This is a genomic window from Pseudoselenomonas ruminis (assembly GCF_008271295.1).
Taxonomy (GTDB): domain Bacteria; phylum Bacillota; class Negativicutes; order Selenomonadales; family Selenomonadaceae; genus Selenomonas_A; species Selenomonas_A ruminis.
In genome coordinates this window covers 195,377-220,256 of record NZ_VTOY01000002.1, presented here as the reverse complement: position 1 = coordinate 220,256, position 24,880 = coordinate 195,377, and the positions used below count along the sequence as shown (strand labels likewise).

The window sequence follows — 24,880 nt, the reverse complement described above, 5'->3', positions numbered from 1 at the left end:
TAACGTAGGAGAAAAGGAGTGGCAGGACTTGCTGAAAGATATGATGATTCGCACGGTAGCAAGCGATGTTGCCTATAGCCGTGGTGTCCGGTATTTTAACCAGGGCCGGGTGAAGAGCCTCGAACAGGTCCGCCCCCATCATTATCGGGGACAAGTGGAGGGCTCGATTTCCTATGCGGTGGAAGTCCAACTGTCCAAGGATGAAAGCGGCATCGAGCAGTATCACTGCGATTGTCCGGCGGCCAGGCAGTATCTCGGTGCCTGCAAGCATGTGGTGGCGGTGCTGAAGGCGATTCAGGATGATCAGGCAGAAAATGAAGAAGAACTGACTGACAAACAGGCGGTTTTCCAGCAGCTCAAGGAATCGTTTGATGTGCGCAGCCAGGAGGAACACAGCGGGTCAATCAGCAGCCGCCGGATGTTCCGCTTCTTTGCTGACGCGGACCGTGTGGAAGATGCTGGTTATCGGAGTGCCGGGCAGGCAGCTTATCTTGTTCCACGGCTGTTCACTGAGGACCTTTATGGCAACACCCATTGCTGGCTGGAATTCCGCTTTGGTATCGACCGGCTTTATATCATCCGTGATGTGCTGACATTTTTGCGGGAAAAGGAAAAGGGCAGCAGCTGGCCGCTAGGACGCAATGCCGAGGTGAATCTTTCGGATGTCCGCTGGGCAGACCCTGTGTCGGAAAAATTGTATCAGATGCTTGTTGATGCCCATCGGCTGGAGCAGGATGTTTTGGTACACAGCCCTAATCGCGGCTATTATTATTCGGGATATCACAGCTATATCTTTGAACAGAAGCAGTTCAAATTGTCGGCCGATAATCTCGGGCGGTTTTTGGCGATTATGGGGGATACACCGTTTGAAATGCGCATAAATGGTGCGGAAGTCGGTGACGTCCGGGGAAGCCGGTCAGAGCCGCCAGTGGCGGTAAGTATCCGCGACAAGAATGGCCGCGGGGTGGTGTGCCTTGAGACGGAGGATTTGATGCCCCTCGATGAAGACTGCCGGTATCTGTATCAGAATCAGCATGTATATGCGGTGCCGGTTAAGTTCGCCCGGGCGGTGAAGCCTATTTGGCAGTCTTTCCGGACGACTTCGCGGATTGAAGTGCCCCGCTCGGAGATGGGGCGGTTTTTCAGCGAAGTTTTGCCGCGGCTCGAAAAAGCGGCTGAGGTAGAGGTAGACCCCAAATTTTTGGAGCAGTATATGCTCCAACCGCTTACGGCCGAACTCTTTTTGGATTATGCCGGTGATGGCGTGGCCGTTCGTCCGATGCTCTGTTATGGCGATGCCCGGTTCAATCCGCTGGTGACGGCAGAACCGCCGCTTCGCGATGGCCGCCGTTTGGTGCGGGATGCACGCGGGGAACAGGAAATCATGACCAGGCTGGCAAACTATGGCTTCACGCAGGAACGGGACCAGCTGGTACAGCGGGATGAAGAAAAGAGCTACGAATTCCTGACAGAAGAACTGCCGATGCTGCCGGACTGGGTCGATGTATTCTATGAGGACAGCTTTGTAAAGCGGCCCGTCCGCCCAATGCCGAAGGTGTCGGCTGGTGTCAGTGTCAACGATATGGACCTGCTGGAAGTCACGTTTAATATGAAGGACCTGGACTTTTCGGAGCTGATGGATATTTTGGACTCCTATCGTGCCAAGCGCCGGTACCACCGGTTGAAGGACAAGACCTTTGTTACGCTCGAAGAACAGCAGATGCAGGCAATTGCTGATTTTGTCGAAAATGTTGGCATTACCCGGGCCAATGCGACCGATGGTGCCACGGTGGAACTGCCGCTTTCCCATGCCATGTATCTCGACGAACTCGTGCGGGAGGATGAGAACCTGCGGCTCGAGCGCAGCCGCGAGTTCCGCAAGATTGTGCGGGATATCCGTCGTCCGGAGGAAGCCGAGTACGATGTGCCCGCAAGCCTCAAGGGCGTGTTGCGCGATTATCAGGTAACCGGATTCAATTGGCTGTCCACGCTGGCGGATTATCATTTGGGTGGAATTTTAGCCGATGATATGGGCCTTGGCAAGACTTTGCAGGTTATCGCATTCCTGCTGGCGAAGAAGGACGGGCAGCAGCCGCCGTCGCTGGTTGTGGCGCCGACTTCGCTCATGTACAACTGGCTCGATGAAATTCAGCGCTTTGCGCCAGACCTTAAGGCGGAAGCGGTAGCCGGCACCAAGGAACAGCGCGGGCAAATCCTGGCCGATGCCGATACGGGCTATGATGTGCTGGTCACTACCTATAACATGTTGAAGCGGGACATCAAGCTTTATGAGAAAATCAAGTTCCGGTATACGTTCCTCGATGAAGCACAGCATATCAAGAATCCGACAACCCAGAATGCCCGGGCAGTTAAGAAAATAAAGACCGGCGGTTATTTTGCCTTAACCGGAACGCCTATCGAGAACACGCTGACAGAGCTTTGGTCGATCTTTGACTTTCTGATGCCGGGCTATTTACTGACGCATAAGAAATTCAAGGAACGTTATGAGACGCCAATCGTCCGCGAACAGGATGAGCGGTCGCTAAATGACCTCAAACGTCATGTTATGCCATTTATCCTGCGGCGCATGAAAAAAGATGTGCTTACGGAACTGCCGGATAAGGTCGAACGCAAGATGGTCAATGAGATGACGCCAAAGCAGGAGAAAGTCTACCAGGCTTGGTTTATCCGCAGCCAAAGGGAATTTGCGGCTGAGCTGCGTCAGAATGGTTTTGGCGATAACCGGATTAAGATTCTGGCTATCCTGACGAGACTGCGGCAGATTGCCTGTGATCCGGCGATGTTTCTTGATGGTTATGAGGGCGGTTCGGGCAAACTCGATATGTTAGAGGAAGTCGTGGGCGAAGCCGTTGAGGGCGGTCACCGGATACTGGTCTTTTCCCAGTTTACGACGATGCTGGAGCATATTGGACAGCGACTGAAGGTCCTGGGGATTCCCTATTATTATCTCGATGGTTCGACACCGGCGCTTGAGCGCATCCGCTTGGTGAAACTGTTCAATGAAGGAACTATGCCGGTGTTTTTGATATCGTTAAAGGCCGGAGGAACGGGCCTCAATCTCACCGGAGCGGATATGGTCATCCACTTTGACCCGTGGTGGAATCCGGCGGTGGAGGACCAGGCCACCGACCGTGCCTATCGCTTGGGGCAGAAAAACAATGTGCAGGTTTTGAAGTTTATCACCAAGGGAACTGTTGAGGAAAAAATCTATGAGCTCCAGGAAAAGAAAAAATCGCTCATCGACCAGATGATTCAGCCCGGTGAGAATTTCCTGTCCAAGCTTAGTGAAGAGGAAATAAAAGAACTGTTTGCCCATCGCTGATTTGGGTGATGACACAAAAAACAGGCACCGCAAAAGCGGATGCCTGTTTTTGTTGTCAATAATGCGGGTGAGCCTTTACATAATCGACCGGACGGCTCCAATCGACATGAACCTGCGTAGCATTCCAGAGACGGGTGATGGCCAGCTTGAAGCTTGCCTCGTCAGCGAGCGGTTCAACGGTTTCATGCGTGAAGTCCATCAGCGTTTTATGCGGAACCATGATTTCATGGGATTTGCCGAGATATTCCTCAACCAGCGCTTTGCCTTTTTCGTCACCAAGATGAACCTCGGCTTTGTGCGCGTCGGCATCATAGTCAATCCAGCCCAGGGTGTTGTTGTAGCTGATGGCTACGCTGAATGTAATTGCCATAAGTAAAACTCCTTTATGTCATGTGATGTTTTGTCGTTAAATCAATAGCAAGCTTATCTATATATTATAGTCGATTTTGTGGGGAAAGTCCAAGCAAAGCTTGAGAATTATCTTTTTTACAAAGAAAACTGCAAATATACAGATTTTTTCGTAAACGGTCAAAAGCTCTTATTTGTCAAGTCTTGCACGCAGTTTTTTTTTATGCTATTATACATACAAAGAAGGACACGCCTGGAATGTACGCGGGCTTTTATTATGTCTAACCTACATTTTTTATAGGGAGCTTGATTTGATTCTGATGAATGTGCGCCTCGGCGGAGACTGAAGTCAGACTTAGAGCACCCACCTGCTAGTCGCAGGTTTTAGGCATGAAAAGCGTACGGCATTTTGGACCCCTGCTTTGAAAAGGGATTGCTGCCTTAGGGCTGGCAGTCCCTTTTCGTGTATAATCAATGAAGTTTACGGCGCAGCGAAAAGGATACTTCGTTGATGCGGGTGACTTTTGGCTGCGGTTTTTCCGGCGCATCGACGACTTCGATGTTGTCGAGCATTCCCTTGACCTGGTCGCGGATGCCATCGAGGTAGATGCGGCGGAGTTTCTGCTGCTCGGCAAGTTCTTCCTCGGACAGTCCGACAGAACGCTTTTTGCGGGCGAGCTCGTTAATGCGGGCGATGAGTTCCGATGTAATCATAATACCTCCATTTATACAATCAGCGGTTATTGGCATAGTCAATGTTATTAATTATAACGAGGATTGCTGGATTTGTATAGAAAAATATAGGCAGGAAGGCAGAAAGAAAATGTTTTTCTATAAAACGCTGGTATGATATAGTAATGATGTAAAAGAGTTTGATTTGTCATAGTTTACAGGCAAAGCGTGAAAGAGAGGGGTAAACCTATGAGTATTCGTATTGGTATCCTTGGTTATGGTAATCTTGGCCGCGGTGTTGAGTGTGCAATTGAAGCCAACCCGGATATGGAGCTGGCAGCGGTTTTTACGCGCCGCGATCCGTCGGCAGTCCGTATTGCGACGGCTGGGGTTCCGGTTGTTCATGTTGATGATGCGACGGCCTGGGAAGATAAAATCGATGTCATGATTCTTTGTGGCGGCAGTGCGACGGATTTGCCGGTGCAGGGACCGCAGTATGCGAAGCTGTTCAACATTGTCGACAGCTTCGACACGCATGCCTGCATTCCGGAACATTATGCCGAGGTGGATAAAGCGGCCAAAGAGTCCGGCCATATCGGAATTATTTCGGTTGGCTGGGACCCGGGGCTATTCTCACTGGCTCGTGTCTATGCCAACGCCATCCTGCCAAATGGCAAGGATTACACGTTCTGGGGACGTGGCGTTTCGCAGGGACATTCGGATGCCATCCGCCGCATTAAGGGCGTGAAGGATGCCCGCCAGTATACGGTTCCGGTCCCGGCGGCCATTGAGGCGGTTCGCGCTGGCAAGAATCCAGAGCTTACGACGCGTCAGAAGCATACGCGCGAGTGCTTTGTCGTTCTGGAGGACGGCGCTGATGCAGCCTATGTGGAGAAGGAAATCAAGACGATGCCGAACTACTTTGCTGACTATGATACGACAGTAACGTTTATCAGCGAAGAAGAGCTGCAGCAGAATCATAAGGGGCTGCCGCATGGCGGTTCGGTAATCCGTACGGGTTCCACGGGGCACAATCAGGAAAATCAGCACGTCATTGAGTTTAAACTGGATTTGGATTCCAATCCGGAATTTACTACGAGTGTACTTGTGGCTTATGCCCGCGCGGCTTACCGGTTGGCAAAAGAGGGGCAGCTGGGCTGCAAGACGGTTCTCGATATTGCACCGGCATATCTTTGCGCCCAGAGTGGTGAAGAACTGCGTGCGCATCTGCTTTAAAAAGGCGCCACAGGCTGCAGGATAACAGCCTGTGGCCTAAAAGGTCCGCTGACGGGAGGAGTCAGCGGACCTTTTATAACGTCAATCGTGGGATTTTGTCTTTGGCAAAATTAGAACAATGGCGGTATAATGGCGATAAGGAAGTATAGCGCAGAGGAGGAATATATATGGCAGTGACCCCACCGACTGCACCGACTCCGCCGACGCCGCCGGTGGCACCGAAGGTATCCTTGGATGGCGGCGGCAGTGTTACGCAGTCTACGGTGCCGCAGAATAAGAACCAGACGGATGCACAACGGCAGGAAGCTGAGGCCAGGCAGGCTGTGGCCCAAGGCGATGGGCCGCTTTCCAAGACGACGCAGGAAAATCCCAATGCCAAACAGAACCAGCAGCAAAACGGCGGGCAGCAGAACCAGACTACTGTCGTACAGACAGACCCTCAGGCTGCGGCTGCGCTGCAGGACGGCAAGACGGGACAGGATACACAGTCTTCGCAGAATACCCAGACGGCAACGGCGGCGCAGGCGCCCCTGTCGTCTTTTGCCGGTCATGGGGCCGGTTATTGGATTTTTACCTTTTTGGCGGTTTTTGTGCTGGCGTTTGTATTGTTCCGCGTCGTGCTCAAAAAACGGGATGGCAGCAAAGGTGAGCTTTCGGCGGAGGATATCCGCCAGGCAATTGAGCCAGAGGAGTCCGAAAGCTCACTGAACCTTCGCGGTCTTACGCCGGACGAAGCTCTTCGCCAGCTTGAGGAGCAGGAAGCCATCGATGCCGCTGAGGAAATCCGCAAGGCCAGGGCTGAGGCAAAGGCGCGGCTCGCCAAGGCCCGCAGCCGCGTACAGCTGACGCCGGAAGTTCCTGCCTCAACGGCGCCGAAGCAGATTGCCCGGCAGTATCGGGAACAGGTGACGGCTATGCCGCCGGAAATCAAGGCGAAGCCTAAAAAGATTGTGCGCAAGCCGCCGAAAGATGAGGACGATAAGGAGCATTTTGAAATCAGTGTCTGATGGGGCGTTGGGGGCCGGAGGGGGCATATTGACCATAGAATTGTTAGACGATATAATATAAAGATGTAACCGTTGGAAATTGGATATAATCTTATTGATTATTCAGATATGGAGAGTGAGAATTTTGTTAGACATGAAATTTGTCCGCGAGCATTTAGATGAAGTTCGCCAGATGCTCAAAAATCGCCACAATTCCTTGAATCTTGACGATTTCGAAGGCCTTGAGAAAAAGCGCCGTGAACTCCTGCAGCAGACGGAGACGCTGAAGAGTGAGCGCAACGCGGTTTCCAAGGAAATCAGCGTTATGAAGAAGAACAAGGAAAATGCGGATGAGCGCATCAAAGAGATGCGCGAAGTCGGTCAGAAAATCTCTGCTCTTGATGGAGAGCTCAAAGAGGTTGAGGGGAAACTGCGTGATATCCTGCTTCACATCCCGAATATTCCGCGTGAAGATGTTCCTATCGGCAAAGATGACACGGAGAACCCGGAAGTCCGCAAATGGGGAACGCCGCGTGAGTTTTCCTTCGAACCGAAGGCTCATTGGGATATCGGCACAGACCTCGATATTCTCGATGCAGACCGCGCTGCCAAGGTAACGGGCGCACGGTTTACGTTCTACAAGGGGATGGGTGCCCGTCTGGAGCGCGCTTGCATCAACTTCATGATGGATCTCCATGCCGATAAACATGGCTATACCGAAATGCTCGCTCCATATATGGCGAACAAGGACAGCATGACGGGCACGGGCCAGCTGCCGAAATTTGCCGAGGATATGTTCAAGGTGGAAGGCCTTGATTATTACCTCGTTCCGACGGCAGAGGTTCCGACGACGAACTACTATCGAGACGAAATCCTCGATGGCAAAATGCTGCCGCAGTATTTCAGCTGCTATACGGCTTGCTTCCGTGCTGAGGCAGGCAGTGCCGGCCGTGATACGCGCGGTCTCATTCGCCAGCACCAGTTCAACAAGGTTGAGATGATTAAGTTCTGCACGCCGGAAACCAGCTGGGAAGAACTTGATAAGATGGTAGACAATGCGGAAGATGTTTTGCGTCTGCTCGAGATTCCGTACCATGTCGTCAAGCTTTGCACGGGTGATATGAGCTTTACGTCGGCAACGACCTATGATATCGAGGTTTGGTTCCCGGCGCAGAATAAGTACCGCGAGATTTCGTCCTGCTCCAACTGCACGGACTATCAGGCTCGTCGTGCAAATATCAAATTCCGCCGCGATGCCAAGAGCAAACCGGAATTTGTTCATACGCTCAATGGTTCGGGACTGGCTGTCGGCCGTACGGTAGCAGCAATCCTTGAGAACTATCAGCAGGAAGATGGCAGTGTCATCGTTCCGAAGGTTCTCGTACCGTATATGGGCGGCGTCGAAGTCATCAAAAAAGCTGAACTCTAAGATTAGAAAAGAAAAGAGCCTCCCGTTTTTGGGAGGCTTTTTTGGACGAAAGAAGGGGAGCCTTTGAAAATCGTTGTAGGCATTACCGGTGCCAGCGGCAGCATTTATGCCCTGCGGTTCATCGCGGCCGCTAAAGCGGACGGGCATGAAGTTCACGCAGTGGTCACGGACAGCGGCTGGGATGTACTAGAATATGAATGCGGTGTGAGCCGTGAAAAATTTTCGGTCAAGGTTGATAAACTCTACGATAACGATAACGTCGGGGCGGCCATTGCCAGCGGTTCATTCCGCACCGATGCGATGGTCATTCTGCCCTGCTCGATGAAGACGGCGGGAAGCATTGCCCATGGGATTTCGGATAATCTGCTGACCAGAGCGGCTGATGTAATGCTGAAGGAAGGGCGCAAACTTGTGATTGTTCCGCGCGAAACGCCGATGCATGCGATTCATCTGGAAAATCTGCTGAAGCTTGCCCAGGTGGGCGCGCGCATCGTACCGGCCTGCCCGGGCTTTTACCATCGCCCGCAGACCCTCGATGATATCGTTGATATGATGGTAGGCAAGATATGCGACCAGCTCGGGATTGAACATAATTTGTTCAAACGCTGGCAGGGGTGACGGACACCAAGGCGTTGCTGAGCATAAAACAAAAATAAGCTGTTGCACGGTTTTATCCGCCGGCAACAGCTTATTTTTATTGATATTTCATAGCTTCGCTTTTTGCCAGTTGGTCGCAGCGTTCGTTGAGGTCTATGCCGACATGGCCTTTTACCCAATGGAAGGTGATTTGGTGTTTTTGGTAGAGTGTGTCGAGCTGCATCCAGAGGTCCTGATTCAGGACGGGGTTGCCGTCGGCTTTTTTCCAGCCGCGGCTTTTCCAGGATTTTAACCAGCCCTTGGTGAAGCCGTTTTTCAAATATTGGCTGTCGGTGTAAATGGCGATTTTCGACGGCACAGCGGGAAACGACATGGCGGCAATGGCGGCCGAAAGTTCCATACGGTTGTTGGTGGTGCTGGGGCTGCCCTCATGAAGTTCGGTGACTTCGCCAGTCTTTACCTCGGTGACAACCGCTGCCCAGCCGCCGGGGCCGTCGGGATTCCGGAGGCAGGAGCCGTCGGTGTAGATGACGTAGTCCTGCTCACTGTCCGGGATGGCAGGTGATGCTGGCATCGAAGGGCGGGGACGGGAAGGACGGCGGACAGCAGTGCTCTGGCGCTGCTGTCCGGCAGGGCGCTCACCGCCGTTTAACCAGGCCAGTGCCTCGGCGATATCGGTGAATCCTTTGTAACGGGCACCGGCGTAGCCGTCTACCTGTTTTTTGCATTCGTCCCAGGTCGTGAAGATTCCGCAGGCGCGCCCGGCGCGGACGGCATATACTTTCTTTGGCATTCGTGTTCCTCCTGAAGCGTAAATTTCGTTAAATCCTATTATATAGGAAAAATATTGAGAAAAGAAGATGAAAAATTACAGGCAAATTAGTAAACTTATCTTTACTATTTGGATTATCTCTGCTAAAATCGAAAGGTAGTATGCACTGCGTTTAGCATATACTTGGGACGACAAGGCGATGCCGGAAAGGAGGAGATGATGCTGCTGAAATTGTTGGAACTGGTTGGCGCTTTTGTGATGCGCCGGCTGGAAGAATTTGGCACAATCGTGCTGCTCTATCGGGATACGATGCGGGAGTTGGGACATCGCCCGCGGCCGCGTCATATCCTGTCGCAGATGTCGCATCTTGGCGTAGACTCGTTGCTGATTGTGAGCCTCACACTGCTTTTTACCGGTGTCGTCTTTACGCTGCAGACGGCCGATATTCTCATCAAGTTCGGTGCGCAGGGAACGATTGGCGGCATTATTTCCATTGCGATTGGCCGCGAACTTGGCCCGGTACTGGTCGGAGTCGTTTGTGCCGGCCGCGTGGGTTCAGCCATTACGGCAGAGATTTCTACGATGAAGGTCACCGAGCAGATTGATGCGCTGCGGGTTATGGCGGTCAATCCGGTAAATTATCTCATCGTTCCCCGCATGCTGGCGTGCATGATTGTCGTGCCGATTTTGACGGTTTTCGGTGATGTCATTGGCGTCCTGGGCGGCTGGGTTATTGCTGTTTATTATTCGGGCATCAGCTCGTATTTATATATGAATTCCATACACACTTTTGTTGAGGTGTTTGACCTCACCGGTGGTGTGATAAAGGCTATTTTTTTCGGCAATGTCATTGCCGTGCTGGGCTGCTATTACGGGCTTCATAGTCCGGATGGTGCCGAGGGCGTTGGTAAGGCAACGACCCGGACGGTGGTGTCATCGATTATAGCCATTTTTATTCTTAACGCAATTCTGACTTTCATTCTTTATTAAGAAAGATTTTATATAATGTGAGGCATTATGATCCGACTTGTGGATGTGTGCAAGAGCTTTGGTGACAAAGAAGTCCTGCACCATATCAATCTGACAATCGAAGATGGGGAGACGCTTGCCATCATCGGGGGCTCCGGCTCAGGAAAGAGTACGCTTTTGCGGCTGTTGATTGGACTCATCCGGCCGACTTCGGGCGAGATTTGGATCGGGGATACGGAAATATCCCGGCTATCGGAAGCAGAACTGGACAAGGTCCGGCTTCATATGGGGATGGTTTTCCAGTATTCGGCGCTGTTTGACTCGATGACGGTGGGCGACAATGTTGCCTTTGGCCTTCGGGAGCATACGGATATGCCGGAGAAGGAAGTCCAGCGGATTGTCGAGGAGAAACTCAATCTGGTGGGGCTTGAAAATGTGGCCCATCGGATGCCCAATGAATTGTCCGGTGGTATGAAGAAGCGCGTGAGTTTGGCCCGGGCGATTGCCTTTGAACCCGAAATCGTTTTTTACGATGAACCGAGTTCGGGGCTTGACCCGATTATGACAGAGAAGATTGATGAGCTCATCAGCCACACCCAGCAGGCACTTAACGTGACGTCGGTGGTGGTTACCCATGATATGGCCAGTGCCTGCCGCATTGCGGACCGCATTGCCATGGTTTACGAAGGTGAGCTCATTGCGGTGGATACCGTGGAGAATTTTAAAAATATCAGGGATGAGCGGGTGCAGGCATTTTTCCACACCCTGCGAACAGTTAAGGAGGCGTGACGCGTGAGTACAGAAGCAAAGGTAGGAGCATTTACCTTGGCAGGACTGGCCCTGCTTGCTGGTGTTATCATCATGCTCAGTGGCTTCAAGCTGGGCGGGGAAAAGGGCTATACCCTTTATGCCGGATTCAATCAGGTCGTCGGGGTGGAACCGCAGTCCGTGGTAAGGCTGTCCGGCGTGCCGGTGGGAAAAGTCAAGAAAATCCAGAACGATGGGCAGGGCGTTACGGTAACGCTTTCCATCAACAGTGATGTGAAGATACCGAAAAGCTCCCAGGCAACCATTGGTTCCTCAGGTGTCATGGGAGAAAAATTCATCAACATTCTGCCTGCTGACCCGGCACTTGGCTGGGTGGAAAATGGAGATTACCTTATCGGACAGGATGAGGCGGGCATGGATACCATGTTTGCGGGACTCAGTAAGGTGGTTGACCAGGCGCAGGAACTTATGGCTGGCATGAACAAGATTGTCGGCAATGCAGAATTCCAGGGCTCGGTAATCCAGATGGCCATGAATATGCGGGACGCTACCGCACATATCAATGGCATGATGGCTGCGTTTGAAAATATGGCGCTTACCAATCAGGGAAACATCAACCAGATGCTGGCCAATATGAATACAATGACGGCCAGCCTTAACCGCACGGCAAATGCTGTCGAAGCTATGATGACGAATCTGGCGACGGTGGGAGCTGATCCGCAGACGGCGGAGAATCTCCGGCTGACACTCAATAATATCGCCGATACCAGTGAGAAAATCCGGGTGATTTCTGAGGGAATTGCCAAGGTGGCTGGTGATGATAAGACGATTGAGGACACCAAGGCCATCATTCATAATGCGCGCAGTCTGACCGATAAGGCCGATAAGCTCAAGAAGAAACTCGACACCATTGAAGTTACGTCTAATGCGGACCTGCTTTACAGCGGGATGAATCACGATTGGAGTACCAATTTTAACTTGAATGTGGATTCCCAGAACGGGTCTTTTTTGACCTTCGGTCTGGATGATATCGGCAATGCTGACCGCGGCAATTTTCAGCTGGGATCGCACTTCGGTGCTTTTGATGCCCGCGGCGGTTTGATTTACGGTGAAGCCGGCGTCGGGCTCGATTCGAAAATCGGGCCGCGCTTCAAGGTTTCGGCCGATGCTTATGATTTTGATGACCTGGCAGTCCGGCTGCGGGCACAGTATGACCTGGGCAATAATGGAACATCGCTTTTGGGTCAGTGGAATAATGTCAATGACAGAGAACGGCGCGCCGCTTATATTGGCCTGCGCCAGTCCTTTTAAGGTCTTAGCTAAAGGAGGAGTTTAGCTTGAAAATGAATAAAAGATTTTATAGAAAATTAACAGCACTTGTTATGGGAACGCTTACGGCTATGTCGATTTCTGGTACGGCGCTGGCGGCGGATACGGTTCAGCTGAATCTGGACGACAGCATTCAGATGGCATTGGAGAATAACCGCAATATCAAGTCGGCGCTGGCTGATGTTGATGCTGCTAAGTGGAATCTGTCCAATGCGCGCCGTCAGATGGGCCCGACGCTTTCCTGGTCGATGGGGGCGTTTTCGTTAGGCGGCCGTGACTATGACGCGAAGAAAATCGACAAGCAGTACAGCAATGCGCTGGAAGCAGGAATTCCGCTTTACAATGGTTCCCTGCGCGCTGCTATCGATAAGGCAGGTTATGGCATCAATGCGGCGGATGTAACGCTGGAGAACACGAAGCAGGCCATCCGCTATCAGGCTACGGCGGATTACTATCAGATTTTGCAGTGCCGCAACCTCATCAACGTGCAGCAGGATGCCGTAAATACGCTTCGCGAACATCTGGACAACGTCAATGCGCATTATAATGTCGGCACGGTGGCCAAGTCGGATGTACTGGCTTCGCAGGTTCAGCTGGCCAATGCGCAGCAGGCATTGGTGACGGCGCAGAACAGTTATGATGTAGCTGTATCGACCCTTAACAATGTCATCGGCCTGGATACTGACACAGTTCTGGATATCCGCGACCAGCTCGGCTATACGCATTATGATTTGTCGCTGGAAGATTGCACGAAGTTTGCTTTGGCCAACCGTGCTGATGGTGCGGCCTGCTACTATGCCGTCAAGCAGGCTGAGGCTGGTATCAATGCCGCTAAAGCAGGAAATTACCCATCGGTTAATGCTGTAGCCAGCAAATCGATTGCCGGCAGCAAGGCGTTTAAGGATGAGCAGTCGGATGCCTGGCAGGCAGGCGCGAAGGCAACCTGGAATATCTTTGACAACGGGGTAACGTCTGCCAGCGTTCATGCGGCTGAAGCAACGCTTTTAAAGGCGCAGGAGGCTTCCCGCCAGCAGGATGAGGCAATCAAGCTTGACGTCCGCACGGCTTATCTGAATCTCCAGGCTGCGGAAAAGAATATCGATACGACGAAAACGGCAGTGGCACAGGCAGAAGAAGATTATAAGATTGCCAATGTCCGTTACAGCGCCGGTGTTGGCACCAACCTTGATGTCATGGATGCCAATGAAAAATTGACTGAGGCCAAGACCAATTATTATACGGCTCTTTATAACTACAATACGAGCAAGGCTTCTTTGGATCGTGCGATGGGCCTGCCGATTGACATCGACGTGGCAAAATACCGCGCATCGCGTCAGCAGGGCAATCGTTTGAAGAAAGTCCGCGAGGATGCAAAACTCCATGATGACGCAATTCTCGAGTCGACTGAGGAAGCAAAGAAGAACTCGAAGGAAGAGGCAAAAGCCGGCCGCAAGGCTGAGCGCGAGGCACGCAAGGCCGCTAAGGCACAGCGGGCGGATAAGAAGGCAGTAAAAGAGGAAGCGGTGAAGTAATTCATCCGGCAAAATACAGCCATGGAGCGGCTTTTTGAGGGGATTATCATGAAGCGGAAAACAATAGGAATACTGGCGGCTGTCCTGGGAATCGTGTTCCTGGGGCTGGCTGGCCTTTGGTACTATATGCAGACCAGTGCTTTTATGGAAACGGCAGGTCAGACCGCAGCATCGACGGCTTCGGAGATGCTGGGGGTTCGTATTGATGTCGGCAGCATAGAGGTGAAGTCTCTCCGCACCCTCGAAGTCCATGACGTGGCAGTTTATGACAAGCAGGCAGAGATCATTGCGCGTGCAGATAAAGCGCAGGTGACCTATCGCCTGCTTTCTGCGCTTTCGGCACCGGCTGAGGCGGTGAAAGAAGTCACGGTTTCCGATGTGGAGGCCGTGATAGCTCAGCGGGACGATGGCAGCTGGAATTTTGAGGATCTCATCAGCAAGACGCCGGGCGGGCAGAAATTCCATGGCATGGTGCGCGTCGAAAATGGACGCGTAATTGGACGCATGCAGGGGAAAGAGCTTACGCTTGAAAAAGTAAACGGTTCGCTGGATATGGCGGATTATCCGGTCATGAAGGCGGAGGTAAGCGGCGAAAATCAGGGAACTCAGGTGGAGGCATCGGGAACCTTTGATGAAGACCGTCAGATTGTAAATGCCAAAATAAACAATATGGATTTGGGAAGTTATCTGGGGCTGGTTCCCGACGGGCTGATTCCGCAGGATGTTTCGATAACTGGCGGTAAGGTAGAGACTGCCCAAATCCATGCTTTCCGCAATGGCGGCAAACTGTCGTTTACCGGTGATGCGGATTTTGCCGACGGTGCTGTTCACATCATGGAAACGGATGTAACAGGCATCAAAGGTCATGCCGCGTTTACCGATGCAGAGGCATTGGTTTCGGTGGAAGCTGATGCGGATGGACAGCATGCCAAGGCGCATGGAAAAATACGTTTCGATACGGGCGACCCGTACCTCGACCTTACGGCTTCATCGGAATCGTTTGACCCCAGCCGTATCCTCAAGAACCTTCCGTATCAAGGGGCGGCTTCGTTTGATGTAAAGGTTCGCGGGACCTTCAAGAATCCATCGATTGAAGGCCAGGTAAAAGTAGCTGAAGGTTCGGCCATGGATATTCCGTTCCAGAATCTCTCGGCCAAGGTGCGCTATCAGGATCAAAATGTGTTTGTGAAAGATATGCGCGTTCAGGTATTTGGCGGCAAAGCTGAAGGCGAGGCTGCCATTGCGGCCGATAATCTTTCGTACACGGCTCATGTCAAGGCAACTGGGATTGATATGGGACTGCTGTCGGAAATAGTGCCTCAGGCGTCGGTGGTGACCGGCAAAGCGACGGCTGATGTTGGCATCAGTGGTGTGGGGACAAGCCTCGAACAGCTGCAGGCCTATGGCAGTGCAAAACTTGAAAATGGCACTTATGGTGCATTGCCGATTGAAAATATCAATACATCCTTTTATCTGGCCGGCGATAACCTTCAGCTTGACTTTTTGAGTATCAATCTGCCTAACCACAGCCGTCTGGCAGCTGAGGGGACGATTACGGGCCTGTTGACGTCGCCAAAACTGGATTTGACGTATTATGGTGCTCATTTTGACCTCTCGCTGTTGCAGAAAGTTGAGCCGAATGCTGATGTCACAGGGCTTAGCGATTTCAAGGGAACGGTTCAGGGCGATTTGGCGAACCCGCAGGTGGCCGTCAATTTCTCGGGGCTCAAGGGAACATTGTTCAAGCAGCCCTTTGACAGTCTTAAACTGAAAGCCAGTGGCAGCCTTGACGGTGTCAACATCGATGATTTCCTGATGGAAAAAGATGGCAAGGAAGTCTGGCGTGTGGCCGGTTCTATCGGTTTTACCGGCGAGCGGAAGCTCAACTTACAGATTGATACCATGGGCGCGCGGATGGAAGATATCGCCGCACTCGTGGCCCCTGACCAGCCGATAACCGGTAATGTGGACAATATCATCAAATTTACCGGTACGCTCGATAACCCGAAGGGCGTTGGCTATATTCATTTTTATCGCGGAAGCTATCGCGGAGTCCTGCTGTCCGGAATGGACGGTGACTATTTCCTGGAAGATGGTGTGGTCCGCCTGCAGGATTTCCACGCGTATTCCCCGATGGTCGATATGATTCTCAATGGTACGATTGACCAGAACCGCAATCTGTCGATGAAGGTTGAGGCTAAGGATATCGACTTGAAACGCATCGAACACAAGCTGCCCTATGAAGTCAGCGGGCATGGCACCTTTAAGGGATATATCAAGGGCAATGTGGATCGTCCGGAGTTTTATGGCCTCTTGGACGCACCGGACATTGTGCTCAACGCCCAGGAAATCAAAAATCTCCACGGCATGGTCAAATACCGCAATGGCAATGTAGATATCGACCAGTTCGGGTTTGAACAGAACGGCGGAACTTATGATGCCGTTGCTTCCATCAATACGGAGACAAAGGCAATCACGGGCGAGGTCGTTGTTCAAAATGCCGATGTCAATGCAATTACAGCCCTGCTGAATCAAAAGAATGATTTGGTTCAGGGACGGCTCAATTGCAGTGCTACGCTGGCTGGTAACGTTGACAATCCGCAGGTGGCTGTCTACGGTAGTATGCCCAAGGGAACGGTTGGCGGTTATGATGTCCATGACGTCGATATTGATATACAGCTGGCTGACCAGGTGGTCGCTGTCAAGAAAATCGAGGGCAAACAGGGCAGCAATGGTTTGTTCAGTCTGTCTGGCACGGCCGGACTGGCCGCAGAACAGCCACTGCAGGGAAAGCTTTCGGCTTCTGACCTCGAGATGGGCATGTTTGCCAAGGCTGCCGGCATACAGGCGAATGTCATTGGCACAGCGGATATTGAGGCCACCTTTGGCGGCGTTGTTCCGAATCCGTCGGCTGATGTGACAATCAGCGGGCACAATGGCGGCGTACAAGGGTCTACCTTTGATAATCTGAATGGTGTTTTCCATTTGAAGAACGGCCTGATAACTGTGGATACGCTTACGGTCCAGAAAGTGACTGGCGTCAAGACGTATCAGGCCAGCGCGAAGGGAATCATCCCTTCGCGGGCGCTTTTTGCGGATGAGAATGAACAGCTCGATGACATCGAGCAGATTCAGCTTACGGTATCGCTCGACCAGGCAGATTTATCGCTTCTGCCGACTGTTTCCAAGCAGGTCGATTGGGCCGTGGGCGCAACGACCGGCAATCTCAAAATCCATGGAACGCTGGCGCATCCGCTCGTTGATGGCACCGTAGGTCTCACCAATGGCGCTGTGAAGTGGAAGATGCTGGAAAAGCCGATGACGGATATGAATGCGAAAATCACCTTTGCTGGCAGCAAAGTGACAGTCCAGGACTTTTCTGGTAAAATGGGCGAAGGTACATACTCGCTTACAGGATTCGTACTGCTTGACGGCGTTTCGCCCGATAAATACGATTTCACGCTGAAAGCCGATAAGCTGGATATCCAGAGCGATTTGTTCCGCGGACCGATTACTGGCGAAATCCATGTTTTCGATACGGATTTTTATGGGCGTCATATGCCGAAAATATCGGGAACGGTAGATTTCCAGAACTGTATGGTCTCGGTGCCGGCCATTCCCGATGGCGACAGCGATCTTCCCGATGCGGTGCTGGATGTTCAGGTCAATGTGGGCGATAAAGTTCATTTTTACAGTTCTTATCTGTACGACTTGTATCTGGGCGGGCAGTTCCATATAGGCGGTATCGTCAGCCATCCGAAGATGTCGGGCAGTCTGCAGGTAAAACGCGGCGGCACGATAAACTATCTCAAGACCGAGTTTAAGATTCGTGAGGGTCTGGCAACCTTTGACCAGGTGGCTTCGTTCCTGCCGAGCATTGATTTCTTCGCGGATACGCGCCTGACGCAGGCTAAGGTATTCTTGTCGGCTAAAGGACCGCTGGATAAAATGGAAATCAAGCTGACATCCAGTCCGGAGATGAGCCAGACGCAGATTATTCAGCTTTTGACTTTGCGGGATGCCTATAAGAACGGGCAAAAGAATATGAATGCGGGGGATATGCTCTCCGTTGGCATTCAGATGAGCTTCTTGTCGGAGGTCGAAGATATCCTGCGGGACTTCTTATTCCTCGACCAGTTTACGATTTCCCGCGGCAGTGGCTCGATTTATGACCGTCATGATTTAGAAAATGAGACAAACAAATACGATTTTAATGTTCAGATGGGAAAATATATCTCAGACCGGGTTATGGTGAAGTATACGCGCAGTCTTGGCGGTCAGAATGTCAATCGTTATGGTCTTCAGTATGACTTTAATGACAAATTGGGGTTGACCTTTGACCGGGAAGGCAGTGGTTACATCGTCGGACTTGAGGCGAGAATGTCCTTCTGAGCATTATCCGAATAATGATAAAGGAGGTGAGCAGGATGCAGTTTGAGCAGTACATCGCAGAACTAAGCCGGGTAAGGCTGCTAGCGCCAGCACAGGAAAAAGTGCTGTGGCGTAAATTTAAAGAAGAGGGCGATGAAGAGGCAAGGCGCCTGCTCATAGAGTCCTATCAGCCTTTGGTTTTCAAACAGGCATTGCCGTACCGTCAAATGCAAACGGTTATGGATATCGTGCAGGAAGGCACCGTGGGACTCATTGAGGCCGTAGAACATTATGAACCGGAGCGTGAGGTAGCATTCAGCCTGTTTGCGGTTCACCGCATTCGCGGCCGCATGCTGAATTTCCTTCAGAAGGAAGGGGATTCCGATGTGGCGTGTATGGATGCCCTACCGGTCGGTGGCGGGGATTCTCTTAAAGACAATCTGGCGGATATGAGCCCATCGGTAATGGAGCAGGCAGAAAGCCACGAACTGGCCCACCGTCTTCACCAGGCGATGGACCGGCTGCCGGCGAAAGAAAAAGCAGTTTTGGAAGGGCTGTATATGCAAAGCGAGGCGGCTGGCGATATGGCAGAAGGCCTGCAGGTCAGCATATCCCATGTCTACCGTTTGCAAAAAAATGGCATTCGCCGCGTGCGGGGGATGTTGTCGCGGTTTATGCATAATTGGTGAATTTTGCTGGAAATCAGTAGAAAATCGATAAAAAATGCTAAAAAATGGCAATAAACGTGGCTGTTTTATGATAATCGTGCAAAATGGCAGGTCAAAAATAGAGCCTTGTGGTGGATTATAATTCCAGAGATTTTAGAGGATTGGAATCACAGGAGGACTTCTATGTCAGACCGGCGCAGAGCACAAAAGAATCATATACGTGCAGCCCGTGATTGGCTGGGGCAGGCAGAAAATTCGTTGGACCAAGAAAACGATGTCCGCGGCGATTTGAAGCTGATGCTGGCTAAAGCAGAGCTGGCACAGGTGAAAGACAGCCCGCGCGGTGCTAAGATAAAGCGCTGGGCAGGACGTTTGCTGCCAGCTTTGGTGGCGGTGGTTCTGGTGGCAGCAGGCATGGCAATAATCCCTCATGGGGGAAAGGCACCTGCTGGGCAGGAACAGGATGCTTCGCTTTCGACGGAAACTGTGGGAGAAAGCGAAAAGCCTACGGGAAAAGTCCTGCCAAGACAGGAAGGCGAAGCAGAGCCGGCAGCGCCTGCACCAGTGCAGCCGCGGGTGGCATCTGAGGTGCCCCAAAAGGCGCCGCCGGAAGCGGCCAAGGAACAGCCGGTTCAGCCGCAAAGCGAACGGTCTGCCGCAATTCCACAAAAATCCGGCCAGGTACCGGATGCAGAAACACAGAAACTCATGCAGTCAGCAGGCAAAGCCCTGCGGCAGTAATGATGATAGATATTTACACCTAGGAGGTTTTGATCCTTGAACAAAAAGAATGAAAGATTCCTTGCTTATGCGGTAGCAGTCGCTGCCAGCTTTTCGGTATTCCCAGGGGCCGCTTATGCAGCCACTGATGTGACGGCACCAGCAGCTTCGGCGGAGGCTTCGGCACAACAGCCGGCAGAGAAGGCCGAAGCAATGCAAAAGCCAGCAGACGCCCAGGCTCAGAATACAGCCGCTGATGCACGTACCCAGGAGTGGGGCAAAGTTCGTCCGCAGGAAAAGGAAATAGCAGAACACATGAAGTCGTTTGAGGGTCAGACAATTGTCGATACGGCTTTCGAGGGAACGACCAAGTCGACAGAGGCTACGGCTAAAGCGGCTATCACGATGCATACAGGGGATATGTTCACCGTCAAGGGCTTGAACAAGGATCGCGATGCGATTTACAATACGGGTTATTTCTATGACCTCTATCCGACCTTTGAGAAAGTTCCGGAAGGTGTCGTTATCACCTATCATGTGCTCGAGAATCCGGTGCTTTCCAGCGTCAAGATTGTCGGCAACACCGTGGAATCCGATGAGGTTCTCTATGGCCTGCTGACGGTCAAGCAGGGCGAACTCCTGAACAGCCGCACGCTTCAGCAGAACGTTCAGGCGATTCAGGATCAGTACCGCAAAGACGGCTATATCCTGGCCAAGATTACCGACATGAATATTGACCGCAATGGCAATCTCGTGCTGAAAATCAATGAGGGTACGCTTGAAAGCTATAAGATAAAGGGCAATACTAAGACGAAAGAGCGCGTTATTCTGCGCGAGATGCGTCAAAAGCCGGGTGAGCCGTTCAACTCCAAACAGGCACGCCGCAGCCTGCAGCGCGTCTATAACCTTGGTTTCTTCGAAGATGTCAACATCAAGATGAATCCGGGCGTTGAGCCGAACGCCGTAGAGGTGGAGCTCGATGTTAAGGAGAAACGCACGGGTTCCTTTGGGATCGGCGCTGGTTACAGCAGTGAAGATGGCGTAATCGGCATGATCAGCATCGGTGATACGAACTTCCGCGGCACGGGTGACGCAGTCAGCCTGACGTTTGAGAAGAGCGGTGACGATTCCGATGCCCATGGTTATTCGTTCTCCTATCGCAAGCCGTGGCTCGATGATAAGGAGACGGCGGGAACCTTCCGCATTTACAACCGCACTTACGAATACGATGATTACGATGTCGATGGTCATCATAAAGAATCCTATATGCGCAAGTATTCTGGCGGCGAGATTACGCTGAGCCGTCCGGTCAGCGAATATTCGACCAATTACATCACGCTGCGCAACCGCAAGGACCAGTATGTAAAGCATACGGAGGATGGTAATGCGGGCAACCGTCAGGGATCGCAGTGGGAGAAGGACAACTTCGGTACGACGCGCAGTATTACGCTCGAGCATGTAACCGATACGCGTGACAATATCTACAATCCGACTACGGGCGGCAGAGTCAGCCTTACGGGTGAGGTCGCAGGCCTTGGCGCGGATTTCGATTTCCAGAAGATGACGATCGAAGACCAGCGCTATATAAAAGTTGGTCATGCACAGGTATTGGCAATGCGCGGCCAGTATGGTGCCGGCCGTGGCCATATCTCGGAATTCAACCTGTATAAAGTCGGCGGCCAGAGCAGCCTGCGTGGCTATCGTGAGGATCAGTTCCGCGGTACCCGCATGGCGTTGGCAACTCTTGAGTACCGTTTCCCGATTGTCTCGAAAGTACAGGGCGCCCTGTTCACCGATTGGGGCGGTGCCTGGTACAATGATTGGGTCCCGGGTGCTGACGATATCCAGGGCAGTGTAGGTGTCGGCCTCTCCCTGAATACGCCGATTGGACCGCTGCGTCTTGACTATGGCCGCGGCAAAAATGGCGGCCGCGTCCACTTCACGGTAGGTGGCACGTTCTGATTGCCGAAGAAAGGAAGTGTCTGGCTGCATGAAGACCATCTTGGCATGGCTGCTGGCCGTTTGCTGGCTGGCAGCCAGTATGCCAATAGTAGCGGCAGCACCGGCCCAGCGGGTTGAGAAGGTGACGGCAGTCGTTGCCGCCGCTGGCAGCCTGCCGCCGCTGGTGCAGAAGCGCATGCAGCAGAGCGTTCAGGCGATAGCCGGGCAGCTTATCGATGGACAGACCGTAGCCGCTGTCAGTGCAGCCAGCCAGCAGAAAGAACAGCTTATTCATGAGGTGTTCGATAAGGTGCTGGTAGGCTATACGGTCCGTCAGGTAAAGATTTATCCGGCGGCAGAGACAAAGGTGGAGGTAATGCTTTTGCCCTGGTCGGATGTCATCACGAAGGTGGATGTCGACGTGCAGGTTGAGGGAATGCCGCCGCGCATGGAGGCTTTGGTCCGCAGGGATTTGGCCGGCGTGGATACGGTTTTCCGTGATGCGCTGACAGGACTGCCTACGGCAGCAACCGATTGGACAAACGGTGTACTAAAGCATCATCTGAATGATTATCTGGCCGAACATCTGCCGGAGTTTCGTGGCGATTTTGAGATTGAACCGGAAAGTGAGACCAAGGTAAAGCTGGTCGTTTATCCGAAGCTTCCCGTGGTACGGACGGTGGATTTATCCATGCGGTCGGATACCGTGCCGAATGTGACGCTTTTGGCCCGCCGCGAGGTAATGCAGGAGAAGGTCGATGATTTGGTCGGCGTTCCGGTTGATTTCATCAAGCGGCATGAGCAGGAGCTTTCGCAGCAGTTTTCCCAGGAGCTTGACGATTTGCCGGATTTCCGGACCTACCATATGAAAACAACGGTCAGCATGGAGGCGGCCGAACGGCTTCATGTAATGAGCCGTTCGGATACGAGCCGCTACCGGCTGCGGCTGACCGGCTGGCTGGACATTGGGCGCAAGGATAAAAACGGTCATGAGGATAACGAGAGCTTGTTGTTCCGCTTCCATGCCGGGACGATGCTTTCCCAGCAGGATGAGCTGTTTTTGCTCGTGGACCTGATGCCACAGGATATGGATTGGGGCTGGGCTGCGGGGTATGACCGCCGCCTGAGCTCGCGGACCCATGCGCAGCTGCGGTATGATTTGCATGAGCGGCGCTTTGTCCTGGCGGCATCGCAGCAGCTGGCACCGCGTTGGCTGCTGCGTTATGAGTATCGTTTCTTCGACAAAAATGGCGAGGCAGCCCTGCGTTACAAAATGCACGATTTCCTCGGTCTCGAATATCTGGTTGACCGCCATCAGAATTGGCTTCGCGTAATCGGGAATTTCTGATTCGCGGCGCTGGCGAATTGAAGGAATATGCTTGAATAAGGAATAAGAGTTTGTTATAATGAAATTCGTGTATGGCACATGGAAAATGAGCCATAGCGGAAAATTTAACGCTACCAAGCCCGCAAGGGAAAAGGAGAAATTGAAATGGTTAAATTACAGAAGAAACAGGTAAAGATTATCAGCGTTCTCATCGCTATCGTTTTTGTCGGTTCCGTGGTTGCCCTGGCTCTTACGCAGTCCGGTTCGGGAATTGCAAATGCTGCCAGCTCGAATGTTGGTGTCGTTGACTATAATCAGGTTATGAGCCAGAACCCGAAAGCTCAGGATGCTGAGAAGGAATTCAACACGGCTTATGAAGAAGCTCAGAAAGAGTTCGCTTCCAAGACGGCTAATATGAACGATCAGGAGAAGCAGGACTATGCAATGCAGACGCAGCAGCGCCTGATGCAGAAACGCCAGGAACTCACTGAGCCGCTGCAGAAGAGCGTAGAGGAGTCTGTCAAGAAAGTTGCTGAGCAGAAAGGCCTTTCGGTCGTTCTGGAAAAGGGCGCTGTAGTTTATGGCGGCCAGGACATCACGCAGGATGTCATCAAACAGATCAGCAAATAATCCAGGACGCCGGTAAGCGGACGTTCCGATAAGGGTATATGGACCTGGAAATACCGAGCCACTTGTTGCGCTCGGTAATTCTTTTAAAAGAGGTGAGACAAAGATGGAAGAGGAGAGGCCGGCGGAGAAAACCGCGTGTTTGTCAAAACGGCGGCGCAATATCATCGCAGGTGCCATTGCTGCTGTTTGTTTAGTGGCAGCCGGGGCGGGGCTCTTCCGTTGCTTTGTCACAAATTCCGCTGTTGACGATGGTCAGGCGGCCGTTCAGGCTGATACTGGCCTTATCGATTGGCAGCAGGTAATCGAGGCTCATCCGGATTATGAGAAGCTCAAGGCACTCCGGGAAGAGTGCCGGGTATTGGAGCTTGAGTCGAAGGACTTAGCGGAGCTCTTTACCGTCAATCCGCCGGAACTCGATAAAAAGACCTTTGATGATTCTGTTTGGGCCCGAGATGCTCAGGAAGTAATCGGCAAGCGCGCAGAAATTGAACGAAAGAGCAAACGGCTTACCGAGGAATACCGCACGGCGACGGATGCCGAATATCAGGCTCGCCGCAATGCAATCAATGAGGAATATCTCAATGCCCTGCTGAACATCAATATCAAGCTGGACAATCAGGCAGCGATGCACAATCCGCTTGACAGCCAGCAGCAGAAAGATGCCGAGCGTGCTGAATGGGAAGAGCAGCGCCAACAGCTTCGCCGTGAGCGCGGCGTGCGGCAGGTAGAACTCTATCAGGACTATCAGCAGCAGATCAGCGACCATGTGAAGCAGGAGCTGGCACCAGAACTGGAAGCCTGGCGCAAGGACTTGCCGCAGAAGCGGGATGCCCAGAAGGCTGGGGCTGCGGCCCAAAAGACTGAGGCGGAAAAGCGTAATGCCGAAGCGATGCAAAAGCAGATGGAGAAAGTCCAGATGGTTCAGCAGCGCCAGGAAAAGCGCAAAGAGCTGGCCGATAAGCGGGCAAAACTACAAGCGCTTGAAAGCCATATTTTAAACGATGTGGCGGGCAAAGCTGCGAAGGTTGCCATCCTTCATCACTTTACGCTGATTCTCGCCAACCGTCCGCAATTGCTTTCCAATTTCGGTCCGCATCAGGAAATGTTTGAGCGGGTTACCCGCTCGACTGGCATGGTGGTAGGCGTCAATACCGTCGATGTGACGGATGAATTGGTACAGGAAATCAGAACGCTTCCTTCCCGTACGGAAGAAAGCACTGAAGATAATAAGAGTTGAAAGAA

The 24,880-nt window shown here is 52.2% G+C and carries 19 protein-coding genes and 1 other RNA gene; 17 read left to right on the top strand and 3 right to left on the bottom strand.

Annotated elements, in window-relative coordinates; genetic code table 11:
* Positions 1–28 precede the first annotated feature (28 nt).
* Positions 29–3,343, top strand: coding sequence for a DEAD/DEAH box helicase (locus FZ040_RS04735; protein WP_149170943.1), 3,315 nt, complete (start codon positions 29–31; stop codon positions 3,341–3,343).
* A gap of 55 nt (positions 3,344–3,398) precedes the next feature.
* On the opposite strand, the gene FZ040_RS04730 is transcribed toward FZ040_RS04735, so the two are convergent.
* Positions 3,399–3,713 carry a hypothetical protein gene (locus tag FZ040_RS04730; protein WP_149170942.1) on the bottom strand — a complete coding sequence of 105 codons (315 nt, stop codon included), beginning with the start codon at positions 3,711–3,713 and terminating at the stop codon, positions 3,399–3,401.
* 231 nt (positions 3,714–3,944) lie between these two features.
* On the opposite strand from FZ040_RS04730, the gene ssrS reads away from it, so the two are divergent.
* Positions 3,945–4,104, top strand: a non-coding RNA gene (gene ssrS, locus FZ040_RS04725) — 6S RNA.
* 58 nt (positions 4,105–4,162) lie between these two features.
* Here the strand turns inward: ssrS and FZ040_RS04720 are convergent.
* The gene (locus FZ040_RS04720) at positions 4,163–4,405 is read right to left on the bottom strand and encodes a DUF896 domain-containing protein (RefSeq protein ID WP_149170941.1); all 243 of its coding nucleotides are present in this window, start codon (positions 4,403–4,405) and stop codon (positions 4,163–4,165) included.
* Positions 4,406–4,612: 207 nt separating this feature from the next.
* Between FZ040_RS04720 and FZ040_RS04715 the strand changes: the two genes are divergently transcribed.
* The 4 genes from FZ040_RS04715 (at position 4,613) to FZ040_RS04700 (ending at position 8,632) form a co-directional block, all read left to right on the top strand.
* Complete coding sequence (locus FZ040_RS04715) at positions 4,613–5,599, top strand: diaminopimelate dehydrogenase (RefSeq protein WP_149170940.1); 987 nt, start codon at positions 4,613–4,615, stop codon at positions 5,597–5,599.
* Between the two features lie 167 nt (positions 5,600–5,766).
* Complete coding sequence (locus FZ040_RS04710; protein WP_149170939.1) at positions 5,767–6,606, top strand: hypothetical protein; 840 nt, start codon at positions 5,767–5,769, stop codon at positions 6,604–6,606.
* Between the two features lie 124 nt (positions 6,607–6,730).
* Positions 6,731–8,014: a serine--tRNA ligase gene (serS, locus tag FZ040_RS04705; RefSeq protein WP_033171561.1), complete on the top strand. Its 1,284-nt coding sequence runs from the start codon at positions 6,731–6,733 to the stop codon at positions 8,012–8,014.
* Between the two features lie 63 nt (positions 8,015–8,077).
* Entirely contained in the window at positions 8,078–8,632 is a 555-nt protein-coding gene (locus FZ040_RS04700; RefSeq protein ID WP_149170938.1) for a UbiX family flavin prenyltransferase, read from the top strand.
* A gap of 76 nt (positions 8,633–8,708) precedes the next feature.
* Here FZ040_RS04700 and rnhA read toward each other — a convergent pair whose 3' ends face one another.
* On the bottom strand, positions 8,709–9,404 hold the full coding sequence (rnhA, locus tag FZ040_RS04695; protein ID WP_149170937.1) for a ribonuclease HI: 696 nt from the start codon (positions 9,402–9,404) through the stop codon (positions 8,709–8,711).
* 198 nt (positions 9,405–9,602) lie between these two features.
* On the opposite strand from rnhA, the gene FZ040_RS04690 reads away from it, so the two are divergent.
* The 11 genes from FZ040_RS04690 (at position 9,603) to FZ040_RS04640 (ending at position 24,875) form a co-directional block, all read left to right on the top strand.
* Positions 9,603–10,373 (top strand): MlaE family ABC transporter permease, encoded by a 771-nt coding sequence (locus FZ040_RS04690; RefSeq protein ID WP_439653904.1) that lies wholly within the window; start codon positions 9,603–9,605, stop codon positions 10,371–10,373.
* A gap of 27 nt (positions 10,374–10,400) precedes the next feature.
* A complete protein-coding gene (locus FZ040_RS04685; RefSeq protein ID WP_149170936.1) occupies positions 10,401–11,141 on the top strand; it encodes an ABC transporter ATP-binding protein in 741 nt (246 codons plus the stop codon).
* 3 nt (positions 11,142–11,144) lie between these two features.
* Entirely contained in the window at positions 11,145–12,431 is a 1,287-nt protein-coding gene (locus FZ040_RS04680; RefSeq protein WP_149170935.1) for an MlaD family protein, read from the top strand.
* A 32-nt stretch (positions 12,432–12,463) separates the two neighbouring features.
* Positions 12,464–13,981 (top strand): TolC family protein, encoded by a 1,518-nt coding sequence (locus FZ040_RS04675; RefSeq protein ID WP_149170934.1) that lies wholly within the window; start codon positions 12,464–12,466, stop codon positions 13,979–13,981.
* 48 nt (positions 13,982–14,029) lie between these two features.
* Entirely contained in the window at positions 14,030–18,373 is a 4,344-nt protein-coding gene (locus tag FZ040_RS04670; protein ID WP_255448750.1) for a translocation/assembly module TamB domain-containing protein, read from the top strand.
* A gap of 35 nt (positions 18,374–18,408) precedes the next feature.
* Positions 18,409–19,041: a sigma-70 family RNA polymerase sigma factor gene (locus FZ040_RS04665; protein WP_149170932.1), complete on the top strand. Its 633-nt coding sequence runs from the start codon at positions 18,409–18,411 to the stop codon at positions 19,039–19,041.
* Positions 19,042–19,203: 162 nt separating this feature from the next.
* A complete protein-coding gene (locus FZ040_RS04660) occupies positions 19,204–19,761 on the top strand; it encodes a hypothetical protein (RefSeq protein WP_149170931.1) in 558 nt (185 codons plus the stop codon).
* A gap of 36 nt (positions 19,762–19,797) precedes the next feature.
* Positions 19,798–21,702: a BamA/OMP85 family outer membrane protein gene (locus tag FZ040_RS04655; RefSeq protein WP_187620245.1), complete on the top strand. Its 1,905-nt coding sequence runs from the start codon at positions 19,798–19,800 to the stop codon at positions 21,700–21,702.
* A gap of 28 nt (positions 21,703–21,730) precedes the next feature.
* Positions 21,731–23,029, top strand: coding sequence for an acylphosphatase (locus FZ040_RS04650; RefSeq protein ID WP_149170930.1), 1,299 nt, complete (start codon positions 21,731–21,733; stop codon positions 23,027–23,029).
* A 144-nt stretch (positions 23,030–23,173) separates the two neighbouring features.
* A complete protein-coding gene (locus FZ040_RS04645) occupies positions 23,174–23,638 on the top strand; it encodes an OmpH/Skp family outer membrane protein (protein ID WP_149170929.1) in 465 nt (154 codons plus the stop codon).
* A gap of 103 nt (positions 23,639–23,741) precedes the next feature.
* On the top strand, positions 23,742–24,875 hold the full coding sequence (locus FZ040_RS04640) for a hypothetical protein (RefSeq protein ID WP_149170928.1): 1,134 nt from the start codon (positions 23,742–23,744) through the stop codon (positions 24,873–24,875).
* Positions 24,876–24,880: the final 5 nt, after the last annotated feature.